This is a genomic window from Chryseobacterium koreense CCUG 49689, assembly GCF_001045435.1.
Taxonomy (GTDB): Bacteria; Bacteroidota; Bacteroidia; order Flavobacteriales; family Weeksellaceae; genus Kaistella; species Kaistella koreensis.
In genome coordinates, this window is sequence record NZ_LFNG01000016.1 from 68,328 (window position 1) to 88,882 (window position 20,555).

The following is a 20,555-nucleotide window of genomic DNA, read 5'->3' on the forward strand; positions in this document are numbered from 1 at the left end:
TATCTATTCATATTTTACTTTTGCAAATCTCTGTAGATCTTCGTTATTACCGTAAATAACAATGATATCATCTTTTTGTAGCATAGTAGTAGGTTCTGGAATTCCCTGTACATTAGCAACGGTTTTGCTTCTTCCTAAGAAACTTTTCTCTTGTGCATCTCTGATAATAGTCAAGATTAATACATTATGTAATTCTCTGAATTTTACTTCTTCTATGGTTTTTCCAATGTATTTTTCCGGTACTACAATCTCAACAATACTATAACTCTTGTTCAGCTCAAAAGAGTCTATCACTCCTTTTAAACATAGTTTTTTAGCCCATCTTTCAGCAGTTTCTTCTTCCGGACGCACAATTTCGTTAACACCTATAGCTTGTAGAACACTTTCGTGAAGTGGATTAATCGCACGACTGATCAAACGTTTTACGCCCAGATTTTTAAAGTGAGCTGTCACCATGATATTTGCACCTTCATCTTCACCAATACAAACCATAACGATATCTGTATTCTTCAATGGTAAATGTGTAATGGCTGATTGATCTGTAGCATTCATACAAATGGTGTGAGACAATTTATCTTTTAATGCTACAACTTTTTCCGAACGTGAATCCACCCCAATTACTTCATTTCCCTGTTGGGTTAGTTTTTCTGCCAATGAGCCCCCAAAATTTCCCAATCCTATAATTATAAATTTCATTTCAATTTTGCTTTTAGTTGATTAATATTTCATCCGATGGATAATGGTAGTTACCCTGTCTGACCTTCTTAAAAAAGGCAATCAGAATGGTTAACATACTTACCCTTCCAACGAACATAGTTCCAATAAGAACCAATTTACTTTCACTACTTAAATCTCCGGTTATTCCTAAGCTAAGCCCAACAGTGCTATAAGCCGAAAAACTCTCAAATGCAATATCCAAAAGAGGTACATGATTATCATAATGAGAAATCAGATAGACACTTATTCCTATTACCAGTAGCGATAAACTCATTACAGCAAAAGCTCTTCTCACGGAAATATCCGCAATTTCTCTTCTGAAGACTTCTATTCTGGTTTTTCCTTTTGCAAGACTAAAATAGTTCAAAGTAGCAATGGCAAACGTACTTGTTTTAATACCACCACCGGTTGAAGCCGGAGATGCACCTACCCACATTAAAAAAATGATAATGATGATAGATGAAAAGTGCATTTGGCTAAAGTCTATAGAATTAAAACCCGCCGTTCTGGGTGTAGTTGCTGTAAATAATGCGGTAACAACCTTTCCCAAGCCTTGATGATTGCCAAGTACATTGTAGTATTCTTTGATGTAGATAATGACGGTTCCTAAAATAATCAATATGGAAGTGGTCAATAAATTTATCTTATTACTCAAAGTTAAAATCCATGGGCGGTAATTGTTCTTTTTCTCTACAAACCAAAGAATGTATCTTGCGATCAAATGCTTAATGTATCTTACGGAATTAATAACAATCGGAAAACCTAAACCTCCGAATACAAAGATGATGACAATAATAAACTGTAATGGATAATTATACACATAACTGTCTTCCATCATTCCATTGGGTAAGGTTGAAAATCCTGCATTACAGAAAGCAGAAATAGAATGAAACACAGAAAAATAAACTCTTTCAGAAAAGGACGGAATTAAAGCTTTATCTAGGTTGAAGAAAATCAATATCGCTCCGATAAATTCTATTAAAAAAGTAATGGTTAAAATCCGTTTTACCGTTGTAAAAACCTCACCAATCTTCTCGGAATTGGTCATATCACTCAATGCCAATTGATTTTCGTAAGTAGATCCGCCTTTGAAGAAATAACTGAAGTAACTGGCAAATGTAAGAATCCCTAATCCACCGGCTTGAATCAACAGCATGATTAAGGTTTGTCCAAAAGCAGTAAAATAACTATTTGTATCAACTACAATCAGTCCCGTTACGCAAACAGCACTGGTAGAAGTGAATAATGCATCTACAAAGCTGATACCTTGATAGGTTGCATTGGGCAGCATTAATAGTAAGGCTCCCACGACAATCAGTCCCATGAAACTGATGATAAACAATTGAGCAGGGTTCAATAAAGAACGCTTATAGCTCAGACGCGGGCGTGTAAATTCCCGTACCAATTTTAAGATAACAGCCAACCTTATCCAATGGGTTATTTCTGATATTCCCCCTGTTGATAATTGTTTGTACAAGCAATAAAGCACAAACAAAACACTCAATGTATCAAAGATAAAAACACTTAATATGAATTCTTTTCGATGATAATAGTATTTCAAAACAGTATAAAAAACACCAATAACCAATACAAACAGGTACAAAGAAATGATACTTAATTGTAAGGTTTGGTTTAGAATAAAACCATAATCAGCTATTAGGGCTGTAAGTGCGACCAAGTGCAATACAACAATAAGCTGTTGTATCCATTTGGCATATAAAAACTCTTTCATTTAAAATTCTCTCAGGCTATTCCGATTGGGTGTCTTGTAAGATTAATGTGTTATCAACATCAAGTCGCTCGTTCAGCCATTTTTTCATTTTCGTTTTATCAATTTCTTTTGTCCCCTTTTCCAGATGATATAAAACCAACCATTCAACTTTGGCACTATCTGTTCCTGAAAATTTTTCTATTTTTCCAAGAGACACATCTTTCAGTTCAGGGAACAGAACGTTCAGTTCTCTTACAAGTCCCGGTTCATTTACTTTATATTTATTCAGTTCCTGTAGCAGGTTGTTGATGGTCACATCTTTTTCCGACAAAGAAGCATCCTGCTTATTCAATTCACTTAGTATCTCCGACTTAAGGTCAGCATCATCCTGTCTGAAGTTTAGCATTGTATTATGAATACCTCTTTCATCCAATAACCGGTTATACATTTCCATTTCTTCTTTGCTGAGCTTTTTATTCAGAAATGCCAGATCTACTTTTTTGGGACTGGAATTATAATTCAGTTTCTTGTAAATCACCGTATATCCTCTACTATTGAATTCAGAATTGATGAATTCTTCAACGGTTTTAGTAAACTTCTTTTCTTCAAATAGATTATACGCCAGATAAAAACTGGGGATGATCATAATCATCATCAAGGTGGTAATTCCATAGCGAATACGTTTTTCATTCTTCGGTTCGATGGTAGCAGAAGCAGGATATTTTAAGTATTTGATGACTAAAAACGTGGCAATACAAATAAAAAAACAGTTAATGGTATACAGGTAGAAAGCACCAAAGAAATAGCTAAAATTAAAGGTAGCCAATCCATAACCTGCCGTACACAATGGAGGCATCAACGCAGTAGCAATGGCTACACCAGGAATTGGATTTCCTTTCTCAACCCGTGTAATAGCAATAACACCCACCAAACCACCAAAAAAAGCGATCAATACATCGTAAATATTCGGAGAAGTACGAGCCAATAATTCGGATTGTACATCTTTGAACGGACTGACATAAAAGTAAAAAGCCGAGACCAATAAACTGACTACAGTGGCTATTAAAAGATTTTTAATACTCTTCCGTAATAGTAGAAAATTATAAGTTCCTAATGAAAATCCTGCTCCTAAAATAGGTCCCATCAAAGGAGAAATCAACATGGCTCCAATAATCACAGCCGTTGAATTGACATTCAATCCTACAGAAGCGATAATGATGGCACAAGCTAATATCCATAGGTTAGACCCCCTGAAAGAGATATTGGCTGTTACATTCTCTAAAACTTTCTGTTTATCTTCTTCACCATTGTGCAGATTGATAAAGTCCCATAATTTATTACTCATTTGCTTACACTTACAGTTGCTTTTTAGACTGCTTACTCAGCACATAATAACCCAATATACCGCCAATAATAGAAGCTGCAAAAATTCCAATCTTCGCCTGTGTCATGTATTCCTCATGCGAGAACGCCAAAGAAGTTACAAATAACGACATCGTAAAACCTATAGAAGCCAATAACCCTAAACCAAACAGGTTTCTTACATTCATTCCTTCCGGGAAAGGAGCCACTTTCAGCTTCACCAAAAGCAATGTAAAACCAACTACTCCAACGACCTTACCTACCAAAAGTCCTAAGGCAACACCCAAAGCTACATTAGTACTGAATAAATGTTCCATATCGATAGCCAATGAAACACCGGCGTTTGCCAAAGCAAAAATAGGAATGATCAAAAAGGTCACCATGGGATGCATAGCATGTTCTAATCGTTGTAATGGTGGAGTTGCTGCTACCGTACTATTTTGAATTTCTTCCAGAATATGTAACTGCTCATTGGTCAAAGTAGGTTTGCTGTTATCCGGGTCAATACTTTTAAACTTATCTAAAAGTTTCTGAATGTTATTACTGAATATTTTTTCATTAATTTTCACATCTGCCGGAATGGTAAATGCTGCCAAAACAGCTGCGATAGTGGCGTGTACCCCCGAAAGTAAAAAGGTTGTCCACACACCGCCAATTCCCAAGATAGCATAGAATAAAATACTTCTAACTCCCATTTTATTACCGATATACATCGCCAATAGCACCAAAGCACCGATAATGAGATGGAACATGGAGATATTCGAAGTATAGAAAAAAGCGATAACCAAAACAGCACCTAAGTCATCAACAATAGCTAAGGCAGTCAAAAAAACTTTTAGTGTAAGCGGAATTCTGTTTCCCAATAAATAAAGCACACCCAAAGCAAAAGCAATATCTGTTGCCATGGGGATTCCCCATCCACTATGAACTTCCCCTGTTGGGTTCAATAATAAATAAATCGCAGCGGGTACAGCCATTCCACCAAATGCGGCAGCGATGGGTAACAATGCTTTACGTGGATTGGATAATTCTCCACCAACGATTTCTCTTTTTAGTTCTAAACCCACTACAAAGAAAAATATAGCCATCAAACCATCATTGATCCAATGATGCAAATTGTATTCAAAATACGTACTTCCGTCTAACTGAAATCCAAATTTATGTTCCAAAATATGATAGTACTCCTCTGCTAAAGGCGAATTGGCTAATATCAATGCGATCACCACACTGATTCCTAATACAATGCCACCTGCTTTTTCATTTTTAATAAAGCTTTGAATGGGTGATACGATTTTCTCAATAGGAGTCTTTTTTAATTTATTCATCTTTCTTTGCTTATCCCTCTGATTTATGCTGAAAATGACTTAGAAACCAGTCATTTTATGATTAATAAAGTACAAAAATATAAAATTAAAAACGATTCCCGGTATTAATCAAGGTGATATAGTCCTTTAGAATTTCGCTCGTTATCCCCAAAAAATCTGTGCTCTTATCAAAATGATAATCATCCTATCATTTTGATAAGGTTTTTGTTTCAATAAATTTCGTGAAATTGGAATAAAATATTGATTTTCAATTTATTATTACTTGTGAAATTCTATTGGAATAAGTTTTGGCATAGAGGATATAAAAGAAATTAAAAATGATGAAAAGAAATGTCAAATGGAAACAGCAGAAAGAACCGCCTTCGTTTCCAAAATGGCTAAAATCATACCACTTATTGCTTTTTGCCTTTATTGTGGTTATGATTTTTGGAGCAATTATGAAGCACATTAGTACCACTTAAAAATAAATAAAAATGATAACAATAGTTTTAGTACTCGCAGGTTTAGCCTGTTTCGGTCTGTTCATTAAGTCAATTGACTTCTTTGAGAAAATCTAAAATAAAATGAAAACAAAAATCATAAATACGATACAACAATGGGCTCCTGAAGCCGCAAGACTCATTCCTGATTTGGATACTTTGGACGATTCTATTGCAGACTATATGCTACTGCATAAACTGGCAGAAGTTTGTTCACAAAAAATAGGTTCTGGATTAGAAGATGAATTAGAGCGTGTTCAAGAGATAGCCAAAGTTATAAATCTTTTGTATCAGGGAGGAAATCAATACACGCGGAATGCCATTGAAAATGAGTTTCTGACAGCCTTGTCTTTTGAAGAAAGCCCCGGAAGCCTAAAAAAACACATGGATTTATTTCCCATCGAATTACGAAAAGGATATATCAAAACCATTTTAGAAAACTAATTAAATAATGAAAGTTTAAAGATAAAAACACATTGGTCGGCTAAAATAAAAAAAGCAGTATTAGCAATCTTATTGTTTGTCCTGTTTGCCGTTTGCGTAAAGCTCGGAGGATTCGCAGGTATTTTGATTGGCTTTGTATTTTTCTTTCTATTCTTTCAATTAATAAGCAGATGAAAAAAGAACGAAAATCAAACAGGGAAATAGTTAGGGATATATTGGCAAAAGTACTTTTAGCTTTTATTGTCTTCTGTATTTTTTATGCGATGTTTTTCAGTAAATAAAAGAAGTTTTAAATCAATGAACGAAATAAATGAAAACACAGCCAGTACTTATCTGGCACATCACTACGGTGAAATTAAAGAAGAAATCAATGAACTATCCATGCGAAAAAACTTTGCGGGAATATTTCAGGCAATCGTAAACCACATCAATCTGTTGCTTTCCAAAGGACAGATAGAGAAAATTGGGACAAAGATTAAGTTCATCGGTTGGCTTCATAAAAGAGGAAATGAATATGTACAGTACATCATTGAGAATTTGTTTGTACGCTCTTTTGAGGGAATGAAAAGACGTTGCACCACAGAACAATGGATTTATATGTACCAGCTCATTCCCAATAACCTGAAACATGTTTATCAGCTTCAGAACACAAATTACTTAACACAAAAAACAAGTCTATGACAGCATTATTCATAGTAGCCATAGGTGTATTTGTCTATATATGCTACGTATTGCTCAAACCAGAAAAATTTTAAAACGCTTCAGCAGATGAAGAAAGATACAAAAGGAAAAATCAAGGAATGGGTATCCATCATATTCTGGATACTGTTCTTCATTTCGATCATTTATCTGGCTTTTCTAAAAATTCAAATATTGCTATGAAAAAGATACTTACTGAAATGAAAGATGTAGCCCGAATTGCTTTGATATTCCTGATTGTATTGGCATTGGTCAGGCTGTTCGGATGGATGTTTAAAACCATATTTAATTAATAAAAATGAATACAGAAATTTTAGGAATAATCGTCATGTTTACCCTGTCGATATTGCTTGCAATACCCTTCGGTAAATACATTGCAAAAGTCTATGGCGGTGAAAAAACGCTGCTCGATCCGATTTTTAATCCGATAGAGCGAATCTTTTACAAAATAAGCGGTATCAATCCGCAAACAGAAATGAACTGGAAACAGCAGATGGTAGCCATGATCACGATCAATATGGTGTGGTTCCTGTTGGGAATGGTTGTTCTAATGACGCAGGGAAGCCTCCCGCTTAATCCGGATAACAATCCAAGTATGTCCGCAGACCTTGCATTCAATACCGTGATATCATTTGTGGTAAACTGTAATCTGCAACACTATTCCGGGGAATCAGGATTAAGTTATCTTGGACAATACTGGTTAATGTTCTTACAGTTTGTAAGTGCCGGAACCGGTATGGCTGCCGCAGTAGTGCTATTTAGAGCATTCAAAGACAAATCATCTGAAACCTTGGGGAATTTTTACAGCAATTTTATAAAATCATGTACACGTATTTTATTACCTGTATCATTTGTGATTGCCATAATTCTTGCATTCGATGGAGTTCCGATGACTTTTGAAGGTAAAGACGCTATTACCACTTTACAAGGTGATTCTGTGGAAGTATCAAGAGGGCCCGCAGCAGCATTTGTGCCTATTAAACACGTAGGAACCAACGGAGGTGGATTCTTTGGAGTGAATTCTGCCCATCCGTTTGAAAATCCATCCTACCTATCCAATATGGTCGAAATGGTGGCTCAGCTGATCGTACCATTAGCGATGATCTTTGCCTTTGGCTATTTTATCAGAAGAAGAAAATTATCGTGGATGATATTCGGTGTAATGACAGTAGGTTTTTTAATGCTGACCATTCCAAATATCAACATGGAAATGAACGGAAATCCTGCTATTGCAGCTATGGGAATTGATAATTCTCTTGGAGCAATGGAAGGAAAGGAAATTCGATTAGGAGCTCCTGCATCTGGCTTTTGGAGCATTGTCACCACTGTAATCTCTACAGGGTCAGTAAACTCTATGCACGATAGCTCAATGGCATTGTCAGGAATGAATGAGCTATTGGCAATGATGATCAATGCGTTTTACGGTGGAGTCGGTGTAGGAATACTTAACTTCTTTATTTTCATCATTCTTGCTGTATTTATCAGTGGATTGATGGTAGGAAGAACACCTGAATTCTTAGGTAAAAAAGTGGAGGCAAGAGAAATGAAAATAGCGATGATTATTGCCTTGCTTCATCCTTTCCTGATATTAGTAGGAACAGCATTAGCCGCTGCATCACCACAATATACTATGGACTCTCTAAATAACCCGGGATTTCACGGATTGAGTGAAATGCTATACGAGTTCACTTCGTCATCTGCCAATAATGGTAGTGGTTTTGAAGGATTGGGAGATAATACACCTTGGTGGAATATTGCAACAGGATTTGTACTTATCCTTTCAAGATTTTTACCAATCATAGGTCCGGTTGCCATTGCAGGCTTGTTAGCTCAAAAGAAATTTATACCGGAGGGAGACGGAACCCTAAAAACCGATACGGCAACTTTCGGACTAATGGTATTCGCTGTAATCGCAATCGTAGCTGCTTTAGCATTCTTCCCCGTATTGGCATTAGGTCCTATTGCAGAGTACTTTTCACTTTATTAAACTGATTAAAGAATTTAGAAATGAACAATAATACATCATTGTTTCAAAAAGATATGGTTCAGGAAGCACTGAAACAATCTTTTGTGAAACTTAATCCGAAAACCATGTTCCGTAATCCGGTTATGTTTACCGTATGGATCGGCACATTGGTTATGCTATCCGTGAGTTTATGGACATTGGCAGGAGCTCAGGGACAAGGAAGTTTTGGTTATAATTTTACCGTCTTTATTATCCTTTTGTTTACCCTGTTATTTGCCAATTTTGCTGAGGCAATTGCTGAGGCAAGAGGTAAAGCACAAGCGGATAGTTTGCGTAAGACAAGAGAAGAAACGCCTGCAAGATTAAAAAATGGGAAAACGATCTCCTCTGCTCAATTACAAAAAGGCGATGTTTTCATCTGTGAAGCTGGCGACATCATTCCTTCTGATGGGGAAATTATTGAAGGCTTAGCGACCATCGATGAAAGTGCAATTACCGGAGAATCTGCACCTGTGATCCGTGAGGCAGGTGGCGACAAAAGTTCAGTTACCGGTGGTACCAAAGTTTTGTCCGATAAAATCGTGGTGCAGGTTACAACGCAACCGGGTGAGAGTTTTCTGGATAAGATGATTGCTTTGGTAGAAGGTGCTGCCCGACAAAAGACACCAAATGAAATAGCTTTAACGATTCTGCTGGCAGGATTTACATTGGTATTCATCATCGTATGTGTGACTTTGAAACCATTTGCTGATTATGCCAACGTAACGATTACCATTGCTTCTTTTATCTCTCTATTTGTATGTCTTATCCCGACTACCATTGGTGGATTGTTATCCGCAATCGGTATCGCGGGTATGGACAGAGCTTTGAGAGCTAATGTGATTACCAAAAGTGGTAAAGCGGTCGAAACTGCAGGTGATATCGATGTGCTGCTGTTGGATAAAACCGGTACGATCACGATTGGTAACCGTAAAGCAACCCATTTTCACCCAGCCAATGGTATTGACGAGAAAAAACTTATAAAAGCAGCTGTACTAAGTTCTATGGCTGATGAAACTCCTGAAGGGAAATCGATTATCGAATTAGCAGGGATCAATCCGTTAAGTTATGAAGTTAGAAATCCTCAATTCATCAAGTTTACAGCTGAAACAAGAAGTTCAGGAATTGATTATGAAAATACACGTATTCGAAAAGGTGCAACCGACGCAATAAAAAATCTGGTTACAAAAGCAGGTAATAGCTTTCCAAAAGAGGTCGAAGAAAGAGTAAAAGCCATCTCTTCTAATGGCGGTACGCCGTTGGTTGTATCAGAGAATGAAATTGCTTTGGGTGTAATTGAGCTACAGGACATCATTAAACCGGGTATCCAGGAGCGTTTTGAACGTCTGCGTAAAATGGGTATCAAAACCGTCATGGTAACGGGTGACAATCCTTTGACGGCTAAATTTATCGCTGAAAAAGCAGGTGTAGACGATTTTATTGCGGAAGCAAAACCTGAAGACAAGATGAATTACATCAAAAAGGAACAGTCAGAAGGTCGCTTGGTCGCTATGATGGGGGATGGAACCAATGATGCCCCGGCATTGGCTCAGGCTGATGTTGGTGTAGCAATGAACTCTGGTACACAGGCTGCCAAAGAAGCCGGAAACATGGTCGATCTGGATAACGACCCGACCAAATTGATTGAAGTGGTAGAAATCGGGAAACAATTGTTGATGACCCGTGGTACATTGACTACTTTCAGTATTGCGAATGATGTGGCTAAGTATTTTGCCATCATTCCAGCACTGTTTATCACAGCGATTCCTGCATTGCAAGGACTGAATATTATGAATTTACACAGTCCGGAAAGTGCAATACTATCAGCTGTAATTTTCAACGCAATCATCATTCCGATGTTGATTCCATTAGCATTGAAAGGTGTAGCTTACAAACCTATTGGAGCAAGTGCATTACTTCGAAGAAACCTGTTTATTTATGGTTTAGGCGGTGTACTGATACCTTTTGTTGGAATCAAGCTGATAGATATGCTTATATCCGTTTTCTTTTAATCCTTTATAAAATTTAGATAAAATGAAAAAACATATTTTGCCCGCAATAAAATTGACTGTTGTTATGATCCTGTTTTTTACAGTCATTTATCCACTTGCAGTCTGGGGTATCGCACAGTTTGCTCCTAATGCTGGAAAAGGAGAAATTATAGAACACAACGGAAAGAAACATTATGTCAATATTGGTCAGTCTTTTACAGAGGATAAGTATTTCTGGTCAAGACCATCGGCCGTAGATTACAATGCAGCTGGTTCAGGAGGTAGTAACAAAGGCCCTTCTAATGAGGAATACTTGGCAGAAGTTCAGGCAAGAATTGATACTTTTTTAGTGCACAATCCGAGAATCGATAAATCTGAAATACCTGTTGATCTGGTTACGGCTAGCGGAAGTGGACTGGATCCGAACTTTTCCGTTCAGGCTGCCAAGGTACAGGTAGCACGAATCGCTGAAACAAGGGGTATTGATGAGGTTAAATTGAATCAATTAATTGATGAACAAACAGAAAAACCTTTGTGGGGAATGTTTGGTCCTGAAAAGATCAATGTGCTTAAATTAAATATCGCTCTGGATCAACTTAAATAAGTAATTCCTAAAAAAAACTTACAGGTTTTCAAATGTATGTGTAGCCATTGAAAATGCCTTGTAGGAGTATTCAATAAACAGTAAAATTTTAATAATTCAAAAATGAAAAAAATAATTATGTTCTCAGCGATTCTGTTGGGAGCAACAGGAAGTGTATGTGCTCAGGAAACTGAAAAAAAGCCGTTAACCATCAGTGGATATGCAGAAGTATATTATCAGCAGGATTTTAATAACCCGAAATCCAATACCAGACCGGGATTTGTGTACAGCCACAATCGTAACAATGAAGTGAGTTTAAATTTAGGATTTATAAAAGCAGCTTATGAAACAGAAAATATGAGAGCCAATCTGGCTCTTGGAGTAGGTTCTTATATGAATGCCAATTATGCAGCTGAAGAAGGCGTGCTGAAAAATATATATGAAGCAAATGTAGGCGTGAAACTATCTAAAACGAAGAATTTATGGTTAGATGCAGGTATACTGCCATCTCACATTGGCTTTGAAAGTGCTATCGGAGCGGACTGCTTTGCATTGACAAGAAGTATGATGGCAGATAATTCGCCCTATTTTGAAACCGGAGCTAAGTTGTCGTATGCTACCGATAATGGTAAATGGAATATGTCCCTATTGGTGTTGAATGGCTGGCAACGTATCCAACGTGTTGAAGGCAATAGCACACCAGGCTTCGGACATCAGTTAACCTACCGCCCATCAGATAAGGTGACTTTAAACAGTAGCTCTTTCATAGGCAGTGACTTCCCTGATGACGAGCGTAAGATGCGTTATTTCCACAATCTGTACGGCCAGTTTCAGATCAGTAATCAATTTGCATTGATCGCTGGCTTTGATATCGGAGCACAACAGAAAGAAAAAGCAAGTGATGACTACGATACATGGTATACTCCTGTACTGATTGCCAAATACAGCCCGACTGAAAAAGTAAGTATCGCTGCAAGAGGAGAATATTACCATGATAAGAATGGCGTTATCATCAATTCGGGAACGGAAAACGGATTTCAAACTTTTGGGGCTTCACTCAACGTTGATTATCAAATTCTGCCTAATTTGGTATGGAGAACAGAAGTTAAAAGCTTAAATAGTAAAGATGCCATTTTCTTAAACAGAGATGACAATATGAAAAAAGACAACGTTATGGCAGTTACATCGCTGGCTATACGTTTCTAAATATTTCCATTTACTAATGATTCCCCTTGACAATTTGTCTAAGGGGAATTTGTAAATTTATATAAGCAAACAGATTGTATGGACGAAAGAAAAAGTGCAGAACATTTTTTAGACCTCATTCAAAAATCCAGAAGAGGGAAATTCAAGCTCTATATCGGGATGAGTGCTGGCGTGGGTAAAACCTATCGGATGTTGCAGGAAGCACACACACTATTGCGAAACGGTATCGATGTCAAGATCGGATATATCGAAACACACAGAAGACCTGAAACCCATGCTTTATTGGATGGGCTTCCGATCATTCCACGCAGAAAACTTTTCTATAAAGGGAAAGAATTAGAAGAACTGGATTTGCAAGCCATTATAAACCTTCGTCCGGAAGTGGTGATTGTAGATGAATTGGCTCATACCAATATTGAAGGAAGCAAAAATGAAAAGCGATGGCAGGATGTGCTTGATATTTTAGATGCTGGTATCAATGTCATCAGTGCAGTCAATATTCAACACATTGAAAGTTTAAATGAAGAAGTGCGGGAAATTACAGGAATTGATGTACAGGAACGTATTCCCGACAGCGTAGTTGCTCAGGCTGATGAGGTGGTGAATATCGACCTTACTGCAGAAGATTTGATCGATCGTTTAAAAGCCGGAAAAATCTATGAAAGCTCCAAAATAACGGCAGCACTTAATAATTTTTTTAAGAGCGAACACATTTTGCAGCTGCGTGAGTTGGCGTTAAAAGAAGTAGCCTCGCAAGTACAGCGAAAAGTAGAAACTGAAGTTGTACTTACAAGAAGCATCAAAAAGGAACGTTTTCTGGCATGCATCAGTTCAAATGAAAAAACAGCCAAAAACATCATTCGAAAAACGGCACGATTAGCAAATTATTACAACAGTAAATGGTACGTGATGTATGTGCAGGTGCCGAAAGAGAGCCCGGATAAAATTGCTCTGGATAAACAGCGACATTTGATTAATAATTTTAAATTAGCTACTGAATTAGGAGCAGAAATAATTAAGGTTAAAGCCAAAAATACCACTAAGGCAATCATCAAAGAATGTGAAGATCGTAAGATAACCACCGTCTGTATCGGTAAGCCACATTTAAACTTGGCTAAGATTATATTAGCAACTGACACATTCAATGCTTTACTCAACAAGCTGTCACAAGAAAATATTGATCTCGTAATACTTTCGTAAAATGAAAATTAAAGCAAAATTAACGGTTGGAGTTGGTGCTCTATTTTTATTGATACTGGCACTGGCAATTGTTAGTGGCTGGTATGTAAACCAACTAAAAAAAGACACTAATAATATCTTAGTTGCCAATTACAATACTTTACAGTATGCTCGGAACATGCTGTTGTCTTTGGAAGATGTTCGTTCAGACAAATCCGCTGTAGATACTTTTCAAAAAAATCTCGATCTGCAAAAGCAGAATGTAACGGAGATTGGAGAAGTCGAAGCTACCAATCTTATCGTTAAACATTTTAAAGATTTAAAAGAAAACCCTGACGATTCTGTAGTTATATCATCGATAAGGAAAGACATCACGGAATTGATGCGTCTGAACATGGAAGCTATCAACCGGAAAAGTGATATAGCCGACGATACAGCTCAAAAAGCAATTGTCATCATTTCAGTTACTGGCTCACTATGTTTCCTGATTGCATTTATTTTATTGGTCAATTTGCCTTCTAATATAGCCAATCCGATTAAGGAACTTACCGATAGTATAAAAGAAATAGCTGGGCAGAATTACAAAAAAAGGGTGCATTTTGAAAGCCATAATGAGTTTGGTGACTTGGCAAAATCATTCAACACGATGGCGGAGAAGCTGGAAGAATATTCTGAGAGTAAACTCGATAAAATTCTAAAAGGCAAAAAACGAATTGAAACTTTGATTGATAATCTTCATGATCCCGTTATCGGTATCGATGAAAACAAAAAAGTGCTTTTCGCTAATGAAGAAGCTTTGAATATTTGCGGTCTAAAAAAAGAAGAATTCATTGGTAAACAAATACAGGATATAGCCGTTAACAATGATTTAATTAGAAATATCATTAAGGATCTTTTTCTTCCAAAGCCCGAAAATGCTAAATCTGAACAATTAAAGATTTATGCCGACAGAAAAGAAAGCTATTTTGAAAAAGAGGTGGTGGATATCAACATCGTTCCAACCGGAGAGGCAGACAGTGAGTTTATCGGTCAGGTTATTCTTCTGAGAAATATCACACCATTTAAAGAGCTGGATCTGGCAAAGACCAATTTTATGGGAACTGTTTCCCATGAATTTAAAACACCTATTTCGTCGATGCAGTTAGGTATTCAAATTCTGGAGAATGAAAAGACCGGTCACTTAAATGAAGAACAAAAAGGATTGGTTAATGGTATAAAAGACGATGCTGACCGCCTTTTAAGAATTACCGGAGAGCTGCTAAACATCACACAGGTTGAAAGTGGGGCTATTCAAATAAACTTAATTAGTTCTGAGATTAAGCCTATGATTGAATATGCTGTTAATGCCAATAAATCTGCTGCTGAACATAAGAATATCAAAATTGATGTTGATATAGAAGATAATGCACTGGTTGCGGCCGACAGTGAAAAAACAGCATGGGTTCTTACTAATCTCATCTCCAATGCCGTTCGGTATTCGTATGAGAATTCGACAATTGATGTCAAAGTTGAAAAGACAGAAAATCAAATACGATTTTCCGTAACAGATACTGGTCAAGGAATACAACCTCAATTTTTGAGTAAGATTTTCGAACGTTATTTCCGTATTCCTGGCACCAAAAAAGAAGGTACAGGATTAGGATTAAGTATCAGCAAAGAGTTTATTGAAGCTCAGGGAGGAAAAATATGGGTAGAGAGTGAATATGGTGCTGGTAGTACTTTTTGCTTTACGCTCAATTCCATAGATAAAGACTTCTAACATATTAATACCAATAATTTTAAGTGTCCGAGCTAATATAATTTGGTTCGTTGTTGACATTTATATCATATTTTTCAAATGCATAAATTTTATAGAGATAAACTAAAAGAACTTGATGAACGAATTGAAGTATATAAAATTGAGTTTGATGAACCAATTCAGCTGGCAGAGGCATCCGTTTCTCTCATCCTAAATTATCTTAAGGAAGTTAAACTATATGTTCTGGAAAAAGGATTTGACAAAGAAGAAGATGAAATATATTTCTTTAAAAAACTGAAGCCAGATATTTTGTCTAAATTAATATACTATAATGCTATTTTTAAGATTGAATCGAAAAAACCTCACGGCTCATATAAATTAATAAAAAAGTATCTTAGCAACGAACAAATAAGGCTGAAAAAATACTTTGATAATAATTTGGAATTTTATAAATACTGTAGAACGAATAGCACTTATATGGATCAAAAATATTTTGTAAGGGGTAAACATGATATCAAGCTTAGCCTTGACACATATTTTTTTGAATCAGATCATAATTTTTCAACATCCCACGATTATAAAGTTGCAAAAATTTTGGCAAATGATTTAATACAAGTCTATTTGGAGGATCGACTTTCCCACTTACAAAAAAGGAGCAAACCAATAAATCATTCAAATTTAAATTGGACTGCAAGTAAAACTGCATTAATAGAGTTAGTTTATGCATTGCACTCCCAAGGAGTATTCGAAAATGGAAATGCAGATGTAAAGCATATTGCAAAGTATTTTGAAAGCGTTTTCAATATCGAATTAGGTGATTTTTACCATACGTTTATGGAAATTAAATCTCGAAAAATAAATCGTACAAAATTTATTGATATCCTTAAACTTAGTTTGGCTCGAAAGATAGAAGAGTATGAAAAATAGATTTTAAAATCATTTTCTTTAAACTATATAGAACAGAATTAAATTTCATATATTTGCTATGAGCTAACGGAAACACGTTGAAAAGCAAAGCAATAAGCACCGTTACCAAATCGTTACCTTGTAATCGTTGATTATCCATATAAAAGCTTAGTATTCAACCGATACAGCTTTTTCCTGAAAACTTTAAAATAAAAAAAATCCGCCAAAGCGGACTTTAAATTGGGTAGAATTTATTTCGTGGATTAATTTCCCTGCTGTGCTTCATTAATCATTTTCTCATTGGCGGTGATTGCAAATTCAACTCGTCTGTTTTGCGCTCTGCCTGCATCGGTATCGTTGGTCGCAATAGGATTGGCTTCACCCATTCCCATAGTGTTCATTCTGCTGCTTGCGATTCCTTTGGAAATCAGGTAGGTTTTCACAGAAGCCGCCCTTCTGTCAGATAACGCCAGGTTATATGAATCTGTTCCTTTGGAATCGGTATATCCATAGATATTGATATTGGTATCCGGATTGTTTTTCAAGACTTCTGCAAGTTTGTCGAGATTGCTTTTTGCCAATGGCTGTAAATCAGATTTATCAAATGCGAAGTTGACCATGTTTTCCTTCAAAGTTACCTTGATACCTTCTCCCACTCTTTCCACTTCTGCACCTGGCAAAGTTTCCTTGATTTCTTTGGCCTGCTTATCCATTTTCGCACCGATTACATTTCCTGCAACACCTCCGACAATCCCACCTAAAACCGCACCGATAGGGGCATTTCCACCTTTACCGATATTGTTACCAAGAATACCACCAATCACTGCTCCTGCGGCAGTTCCGATCACGGTTCCTTTTTGTTGGTTATTGGCATTCTTCACTGATTCACAACCCGTGAAGCTGAGTAAAGAGGCTGAGAAAAGTACTGCAGCAATATTTGTCCTGTTGATAAGTTTCATAATTTTTGATTTTAACAGTTATTATTTAATTCCGGTTCTGGCAAAGTTATACTGAACTCTCACGTTTTGTCCGCCAGAATTGATATTGTCGACCAGAGTGAACTGATCCGTAGATTGGTTGGTAAGTTCCAATGTGTAACCTTGAATGACTGATTTTGCTTTAGACCCTTCCAGTATTTTCTTGAACTGGAACTGGTTTCCGTTTACCACTTCAAACTTGATGGGCATCACCGTATTTGGGCAAGATCCGGTGCCGCTTAATGTATAAGAACCGGTCCAGTTGTTCGGGATGAGATGCCATTGACTTCCCACGAAGCACTGAATGTCCACGCCTTCATCAAAAGGTTTGATTTTGAAGTTATGGTCATAATCTACACTGGTTATTTCCCAGGTTCCTTTCAATTTTAAGAATTCTGCTCTGTTTGTCTGAGCTGTTTTGGCCGTGGAACAAGAAACGGTGAATGCTGCACCGAAAATTCCTGCAAGTAGTAAATTTTTCATAGTAGTAAATTTAATTGGTTAAGAATTACAAAAAACCGTGCCAATTTTTGTAAAGTTAAAAAAAAAGCCCGAATAAACGGACTTTCTTTTGGGTATTAATCAATGCATTAATTTCCTGTTTTCACTACTTTCTTAAGGGTCTTTTTCATCGGTTTATTCGGGGCCGGTTTGCTTAAAGTTTCTACTGATGGAGACGGTTTATAGAAGTGGGTATAAGCATATTCTGCCGCTTTTCGCAGGTCAATGACGCCACCCGATTCAGAAATCATGTCGAATCTGTTGTTGGTGTTAGACTTGATCATCGCATTTACGGAAGACTTGTTGGCGGTCTTCACGAAAGCCTCAATGATTTGCTCTGGTTTCAAATTCGGCATGTAGGCCAATAAAACAGCCGCACCACCCGCTACAACAGGAGCAGCCATAGAAGTTCCCTGCAAATATTCATATTTATTTGTTGGCACTGTGGAATAGATTTTATCACCGGGTGCAAAAACGTCCACCATTTTTTGGTTGTAGTTGGAGAAACTTGCCCTCAAAAACTCGTTGTCATTGGTGGAAGCTCCCACCACGATCATATTGTTAATGAAAGGTTTCGCATCTTTCACATCCTTGTAATTAGTCGGATAAGCCACGTTTTCAGAGATATCCTCATTTTCGTTTCCAGCTGCCTTAACTAAAAGAACTCCTTTGTCCTGAGCATATTTAAATGCATCCCACACGTATTCTTTTCCGGGAGAAACTGGTTTTCCGAAGCTCATATTTAATATTTTGGCCCCATTATCAACCGCGTATCGAATCGCATTTGCCACATCTTTATCCCTTTCGTCACCATCGGGAACAGCGCGAACAGTCATAATTTTGGCAACTTTATAGGCCACCCCGTACTGGGTTTCAGTTCCTTGTGGATAACCTGCTATAATTCCGGAAACGTGGGTTCCGTGTTTTGCGTCCGGTCCCTCATAATGATTGTTTCCGTAAAATTTTTCCGAATAATCTTCGTAATGATCACCCACCATGGAGGCTCTCGGATCATAATCCAAATTATATTGCTTTGTGGCTTGTGGACCATAATAATCCAGGGCTTCCTTCATTTGGTCTTCCAAAAACTTTTGTGCTTCAGCAGGGGATTTTCCCTTTACCGCCGGATCCTGCGCGATTTGTGCCAAAACTGAAGCCGCCATCGCCTGTTCCTGAGTTGCTGGTTTGATTGCCGCAACCACTTCAGGAGTAAGGTTTTTCCCATCCAGCATGGCAACCATCGATGGAATCATTTTCTGGATCATGGAATAGGTTTCAAAAGCTTGTTTTCCCTCTATGCTTTTTTTAGTGAAGATCTCTTTCGACTTCATATACATGGCGAACTCTTCCGGCATTTTTGCCTGATTTGCTTTATTGGCAGAAGAATCGGTTCCTTCGAAAATCGGTTGGTATTTTTTCACCACCCGCGTCACTTCCATATTGTCCACATCCACATCTCCATTCTTGCCGCCGATGAAGTTCCAGCCATAAATATCGTCCACATATCCGTTTCCGTCATCATCTTTACCGTTGTTTGGAATTTCGTTTGGATTTTTCCACATGTTTTTCACCAGACCTGGATGATCCACCTGCACTCCACTGTCCAACACTCCAACCACTACAGTTCTCGGTTTTAATCCTTTAGATTCCAGATATTTGTATGCATTTTGGGTATTCACTCCATAAACATTGGTCGCCGAGAAATCCTTATGGTACCATGTCATCAGATCTTTATCCTTCATCGGATCCAAAGCAGATTCCGCAGTTTGGGCAAAGGTTGCAAAACCCGTCATAAAACAAGCCGCAATTAATATTTTTTTCATTGGATAATATTTATTTGTTCTTAATACTTCTTAAATAAGTCCAAGATTCCGGTCCTTTGTTACAGATCAGATCAAGAATTGAAAGATCTGCCAGAAATCCCATTTTCTCCGAGAAAGTCTGATAATAAGCTTCCATTTCAAATTCTGATTCCTGTTTTGCCGAAAACTTTTCCCTAAAATCCATTTTTATGGGATCTTTGACATACTCACTATTCAAATAATAGGCCTTTTCGGTTTTCAAAATATTTTGAATAATTTTCAAGGCATTCAAATTAAATTCTATAAGTGAAGTTGTCTTGAAATCAAAAATTTCTTCAAGGCGGTCCTCGTAAAATTCAAAATAAGGCGAACTTTGATAAGCGGTTTTAATCGATTTCCAGTGTAGGGATTGCCAGTTTTCCCGATGGGAAATCTCGATTTCGCTCAAGCGTCTTTTCCCATTATGACTGATTGGTATGATCAAAGAAAGTTTGCCGTTCGCACCATAAATATTGCACCGGTTGCGGTAGGTCTGTTTCGGGAAATTTTCATTTTGCTCAAAAGTGATCTCGTTTTCTTCTTTGAGGAAGACCGAAAACCAAGAAATTGGAGGCAGATAAAAAATGGGGAGTAGGATTTCCAAATTATTTAGTTGTTTTAAGTAGGCAAATTTAGAAATTAACCGCTAATAAAGTATAAGATTTCGTTTTAAAAACCCAAAAAATGGATCTCATTTTCATATACACAAAAAACAAATTTCGGATCAAGTACAAAACTTGGGGGATTAGGCAAAAAGTTTCGATAATCTGAACAGGAAAAACGACCTGTCCTTCACTCCCCTGAGCTGCATTCTGAAGTTTTTGATTTTGGCGTTGAACGATTCCGCAGAAGCGTTTGTACTCCTGTGGTTGAAGTAGTTCAGGATGTCGT

The 20,555-nt window shown here is 37.2% G+C and carries 19 protein-coding genes; 10 read left to right on the top strand and 9 right to left on the bottom strand.

All coding sequences use genetic code 11. The annotated features are described in order from the left end of the window. Positions 1-3 precede the first annotated feature (3 nt). The 4 genes from ACM44_RS11710 to nhaA are packed head-to-tail and all read right to left on the bottom strand — an operon-like array spanning position 4 to position 5,115. A complete protein-coding gene (locus tag ACM44_RS11710; RefSeq protein ID WP_048500228.1) occupies positions 4-696 on the bottom strand; it encodes a potassium channel family protein in 693 nt (230 codons plus the stop codon). A 13-nt stretch (positions 697-709) separates the two neighbouring features. Continuing rightward, positions 710-2,449: a TrkH family potassium uptake protein gene (locus ACM44_RS11715; RefSeq protein ID WP_221247321.1), complete on the bottom strand. Its 1,740-nt coding sequence runs from the start codon at positions 2,447-2,449 to the stop codon at positions 710-712. Positions 2,450-2,465: 16 nt separating this feature from the next. Further along, positions 2,466-3,773 carry a DUF389 domain-containing protein gene (locus ACM44_RS11720; protein ID WP_048500229.1) on the bottom strand — a complete coding sequence of 436 codons (1,308 nt, stop codon included), beginning with the start codon at positions 3,771-3,773 and terminating at the stop codon, positions 2,466-2,468. 10 nt (positions 3,774-3,783) lie between these two features. Then, complete coding sequence (gene nhaA / locus ACM44_RS11725) at positions 3,784-5,115, bottom strand: Na+/H+ antiporter NhaA (protein ID WP_048500230.1); 1,332 nt, start codon at positions 5,113-5,115, stop codon at positions 3,784-3,786. Positions 5,116-5,678: 563 nt separating this feature from the next. On the opposite strand from nhaA, the gene ACM44_RS11735 reads away from it, so the two are divergent. The 10 genes from ACM44_RS11735 (at position 5,679) to ACM44_RS11775 (ending at position 16,366) form a co-directional block, all read left to right on the top strand. Next, a complete protein-coding gene (locus tag ACM44_RS11735; RefSeq protein WP_048500232.1) occupies positions 5,679-6,038 on the top strand; it encodes a DUF7674 family protein in 360 nt (119 codons plus the stop codon). Positions 6,039-6,335: 297 nt separating this feature from the next. Continuing rightward, entirely contained in the window at positions 6,336-6,719 is a 384-nt protein-coding gene (locus ACM44_RS11740; protein ID WP_048500233.1) for a DUF7674 family protein, read from the top strand. Next, positions 6,716-6,793 carry a K(+)-transporting ATPase subunit F gene (kdpF, locus tag ACM44_RS15965; RefSeq protein WP_081623247.1) on the top strand — a complete coding sequence of 26 codons (78 nt, stop codon included), beginning with the start codon at positions 6,716-6,718 and terminating at the stop codon, positions 6,791-6,793. Before ACM44_RS11740 ends, kdpF begins: the two co-directional genes overlap by 4 nt. Positions 6,794-7,035: 242 nt before the next feature. Beyond that, positions 7,036-8,724 (top strand): potassium-transporting ATPase subunit KdpA, encoded by a 1,689-nt coding sequence (gene kdpA / locus ACM44_RS11745; RefSeq protein WP_048500234.1) that lies wholly within the window; start codon positions 7,036-7,038, stop codon positions 8,722-8,724. A gap of 20 nt (positions 8,725-8,744) precedes the next feature. After that, on the top strand, positions 8,745-10,754 hold the full coding sequence (gene kdpB / locus ACM44_RS11750; RefSeq protein ID WP_048500235.1) for a potassium-transporting ATPase subunit KdpB: 2,010 nt from the start codon (positions 8,745-8,747) through the stop codon (positions 10,752-10,754). A 22-nt stretch (positions 10,755-10,776) separates the two neighbouring features. Next, a complete protein-coding gene (locus ACM44_RS11755; RefSeq protein WP_048500236.1) occupies positions 10,777-11,337 on the top strand; it encodes a K(+)-transporting ATPase subunit C in 561 nt (186 codons plus the stop codon). A 102-nt stretch (positions 11,338-11,439) separates the two neighbouring features. Continuing rightward, a complete protein-coding gene (locus ACM44_RS11760; RefSeq protein WP_048500237.1) occupies positions 11,440-12,522 on the top strand; it encodes a porin in 1,083 nt (360 codons plus the stop codon). Between the two features lie 78 nt (positions 12,523-12,600). Beyond that, positions 12,601-13,722, top strand: a complete 1,122-nt coding sequence (locus ACM44_RS11765) for a sensor protein KdpD (RefSeq protein WP_048500238.1) — start codon at positions 12,601-12,603, stop codon at positions 13,720-13,722. Position 13,723: 1 nt separating this feature from the next. After that, positions 13,724-15,460 carry an ATP-binding protein gene (locus tag ACM44_RS11770; RefSeq protein ID WP_048500239.1) on the top strand — a complete coding sequence of 579 codons (1,737 nt, stop codon included), beginning with the start codon at positions 13,724-13,726 and terminating at the stop codon, positions 15,458-15,460. A 78-nt stretch (positions 15,461-15,538) separates the two neighbouring features. After that, a complete protein-coding gene (locus ACM44_RS11775) occupies positions 15,539-16,366 on the top strand; it encodes an RteC domain-containing protein (protein ID WP_048500240.1) in 828 nt (275 codons plus the stop codon). Positions 16,367-16,608: 242 nt separating this feature from the next. Here ACM44_RS11775 and ACM44_RS11780 read toward each other — a convergent pair whose 3' ends face one another. From ACM44_RS11780 to ACM44_RS15870, 5 genes are all read right to left on the bottom strand, one after another. After that, positions 16,609-17,304: an OmpA family protein gene (locus tag ACM44_RS11780; protein ID WP_048500241.1), complete on the bottom strand. Its 696-nt coding sequence runs from the start codon at positions 17,302-17,304 to the stop codon at positions 16,609-16,611. Between the two features lie 21 nt (positions 17,305-17,325). Beyond that, entirely contained in the window at positions 17,326-17,805 is a 480-nt protein-coding gene (locus tag ACM44_RS11785; protein WP_048500242.1) for a lipocalin family protein, read from the bottom strand. A 107-nt stretch (positions 17,806-17,912) separates the two neighbouring features. Continuing rightward, a complete protein-coding gene (locus ACM44_RS11790; RefSeq protein WP_048500243.1) occupies positions 17,913-19,646 on the bottom strand; it encodes a S8 family serine peptidase in 1,734 nt (577 codons plus the stop codon). Positions 19,647-19,656: 10 nt separating this feature from the next. Beyond that, the gene (locus ACM44_RS11795) at positions 19,657-20,268 is read right to left on the bottom strand and encodes a WbqC family protein (protein ID WP_048500244.1); all 612 of its coding nucleotides are present in this window, start codon (positions 20,266-20,268) and stop codon (positions 19,657-19,659) included. Between the two features lie 141 nt (positions 20,269-20,409). Continuing rightward, on the bottom strand, positions 20,410-20,555 hold a 146-nt coding region (locus ACM44_RS15870; RefSeq protein ID WP_048500245.1), incomplete at its 5' end, for a transposase.

What these genes read in the sequence shown, in the direction of transcription:
- ACM44_RS11710 (WP_048500228.1), bottom strand. Translation starts at nt 696, where the DNA reads ATGAAATTTATAATTATAGGATTGGGAAATTTTGGGGGCTCATTGGCA.
- ACM44_RS11715 (WP_221247321.1), bottom strand. Translation starts at nt 2,449, where the DNA reads ATGAAAGAGTTTTTATATGCCAAATGGATACAACAGCTTATTGTTGTA.
- ACM44_RS11720 (WP_048500229.1), bottom strand. Translation starts at nt 3,773, where the DNA reads ATGAGTAATAAATTATGGGACTTTATCAATCTGCACAATGGTGAAGAA.
- nhaA (WP_048500230.1), bottom strand. Translation starts at nt 5,115, where the DNA reads ATGAATAAATTAAAAAAGACTCCTATTGAGAAAATCGTATCACCCATT.
- ACM44_RS11735 (WP_048500232.1), top strand. Translation starts at nt 5,679, where the DNA reads ATGAAAACAAAAATCATAAATACGATACAACAATGGGCTCCTGAAGCC.
- ACM44_RS11740 (WP_048500233.1), top strand. Translation starts at nt 6,336, where the DNA reads ATGAACGAAATAAATGAAAACACAGCCAGTACTTATCTGGCACATCAC.
- kdpF (WP_081623247.1), top strand. Translation starts at nt 6,716, where the DNA reads ATGACAGCATTATTCATAGTAGCCATAGGTGTATTTGTCTATATATGC.
- kdpA (WP_048500234.1), top strand. Translation starts at nt 7,036, where the DNA reads ATGAATACAGAAATTTTAGGAATAATCGTCATGTTTACCCTGTCGATA.
- kdpB (WP_048500235.1), top strand. Translation starts at nt 8,745, where the DNA reads ATGAACAATAATACATCATTGTTTCAAAAAGATATGGTTCAGGAAGCA.
- ACM44_RS11755 (WP_048500236.1), top strand. Translation starts at nt 10,777, where the DNA reads ATGAAAAAACATATTTTGCCCGCAATAAAATTGACTGTTGTTATGATC.
- ACM44_RS11760 (WP_048500237.1), top strand. Translation starts at nt 11,440, where the DNA reads ATGAAAAAAATAATTATGTTCTCAGCGATTCTGTTGGGAGCAACAGGA.
- ACM44_RS11765 (WP_048500238.1), top strand. Translation starts at nt 12,601, where the DNA reads ATGGACGAAAGAAAAAGTGCAGAACATTTTTTAGACCTCATTCAAAAA.
- ACM44_RS11770 (WP_048500239.1), top strand. Translation starts at nt 13,724, where the DNA reads ATGAAAATTAAAGCAAAATTAACGGTTGGAGTTGGTGCTCTATTTTTA.
- ACM44_RS11775 (WP_048500240.1), top strand. Translation starts at nt 15,539, where the DNA reads ATGCATAAATTTTATAGAGATAAACTAAAAGAACTTGATGAACGAATT.
- ACM44_RS11780 (WP_048500241.1), bottom strand. Translation starts at nt 17,304, where the DNA reads ATGAAACTTATCAACAGGACAAATATTGCTGCAGTACTTTTCTCAGCC.
- ACM44_RS11785 (WP_048500242.1), bottom strand. Translation starts at nt 17,805, where the DNA reads ATGAAAAATTTACTACTTGCAGGAATTTTCGGTGCAGCATTCACCGTT.
- ACM44_RS11790 (WP_048500243.1), bottom strand. Translation starts at nt 19,646, where the DNA reads ATGAAAAAAATATTAATTGCGGCTTGTTTTATGACGGGTTTTGCAACC.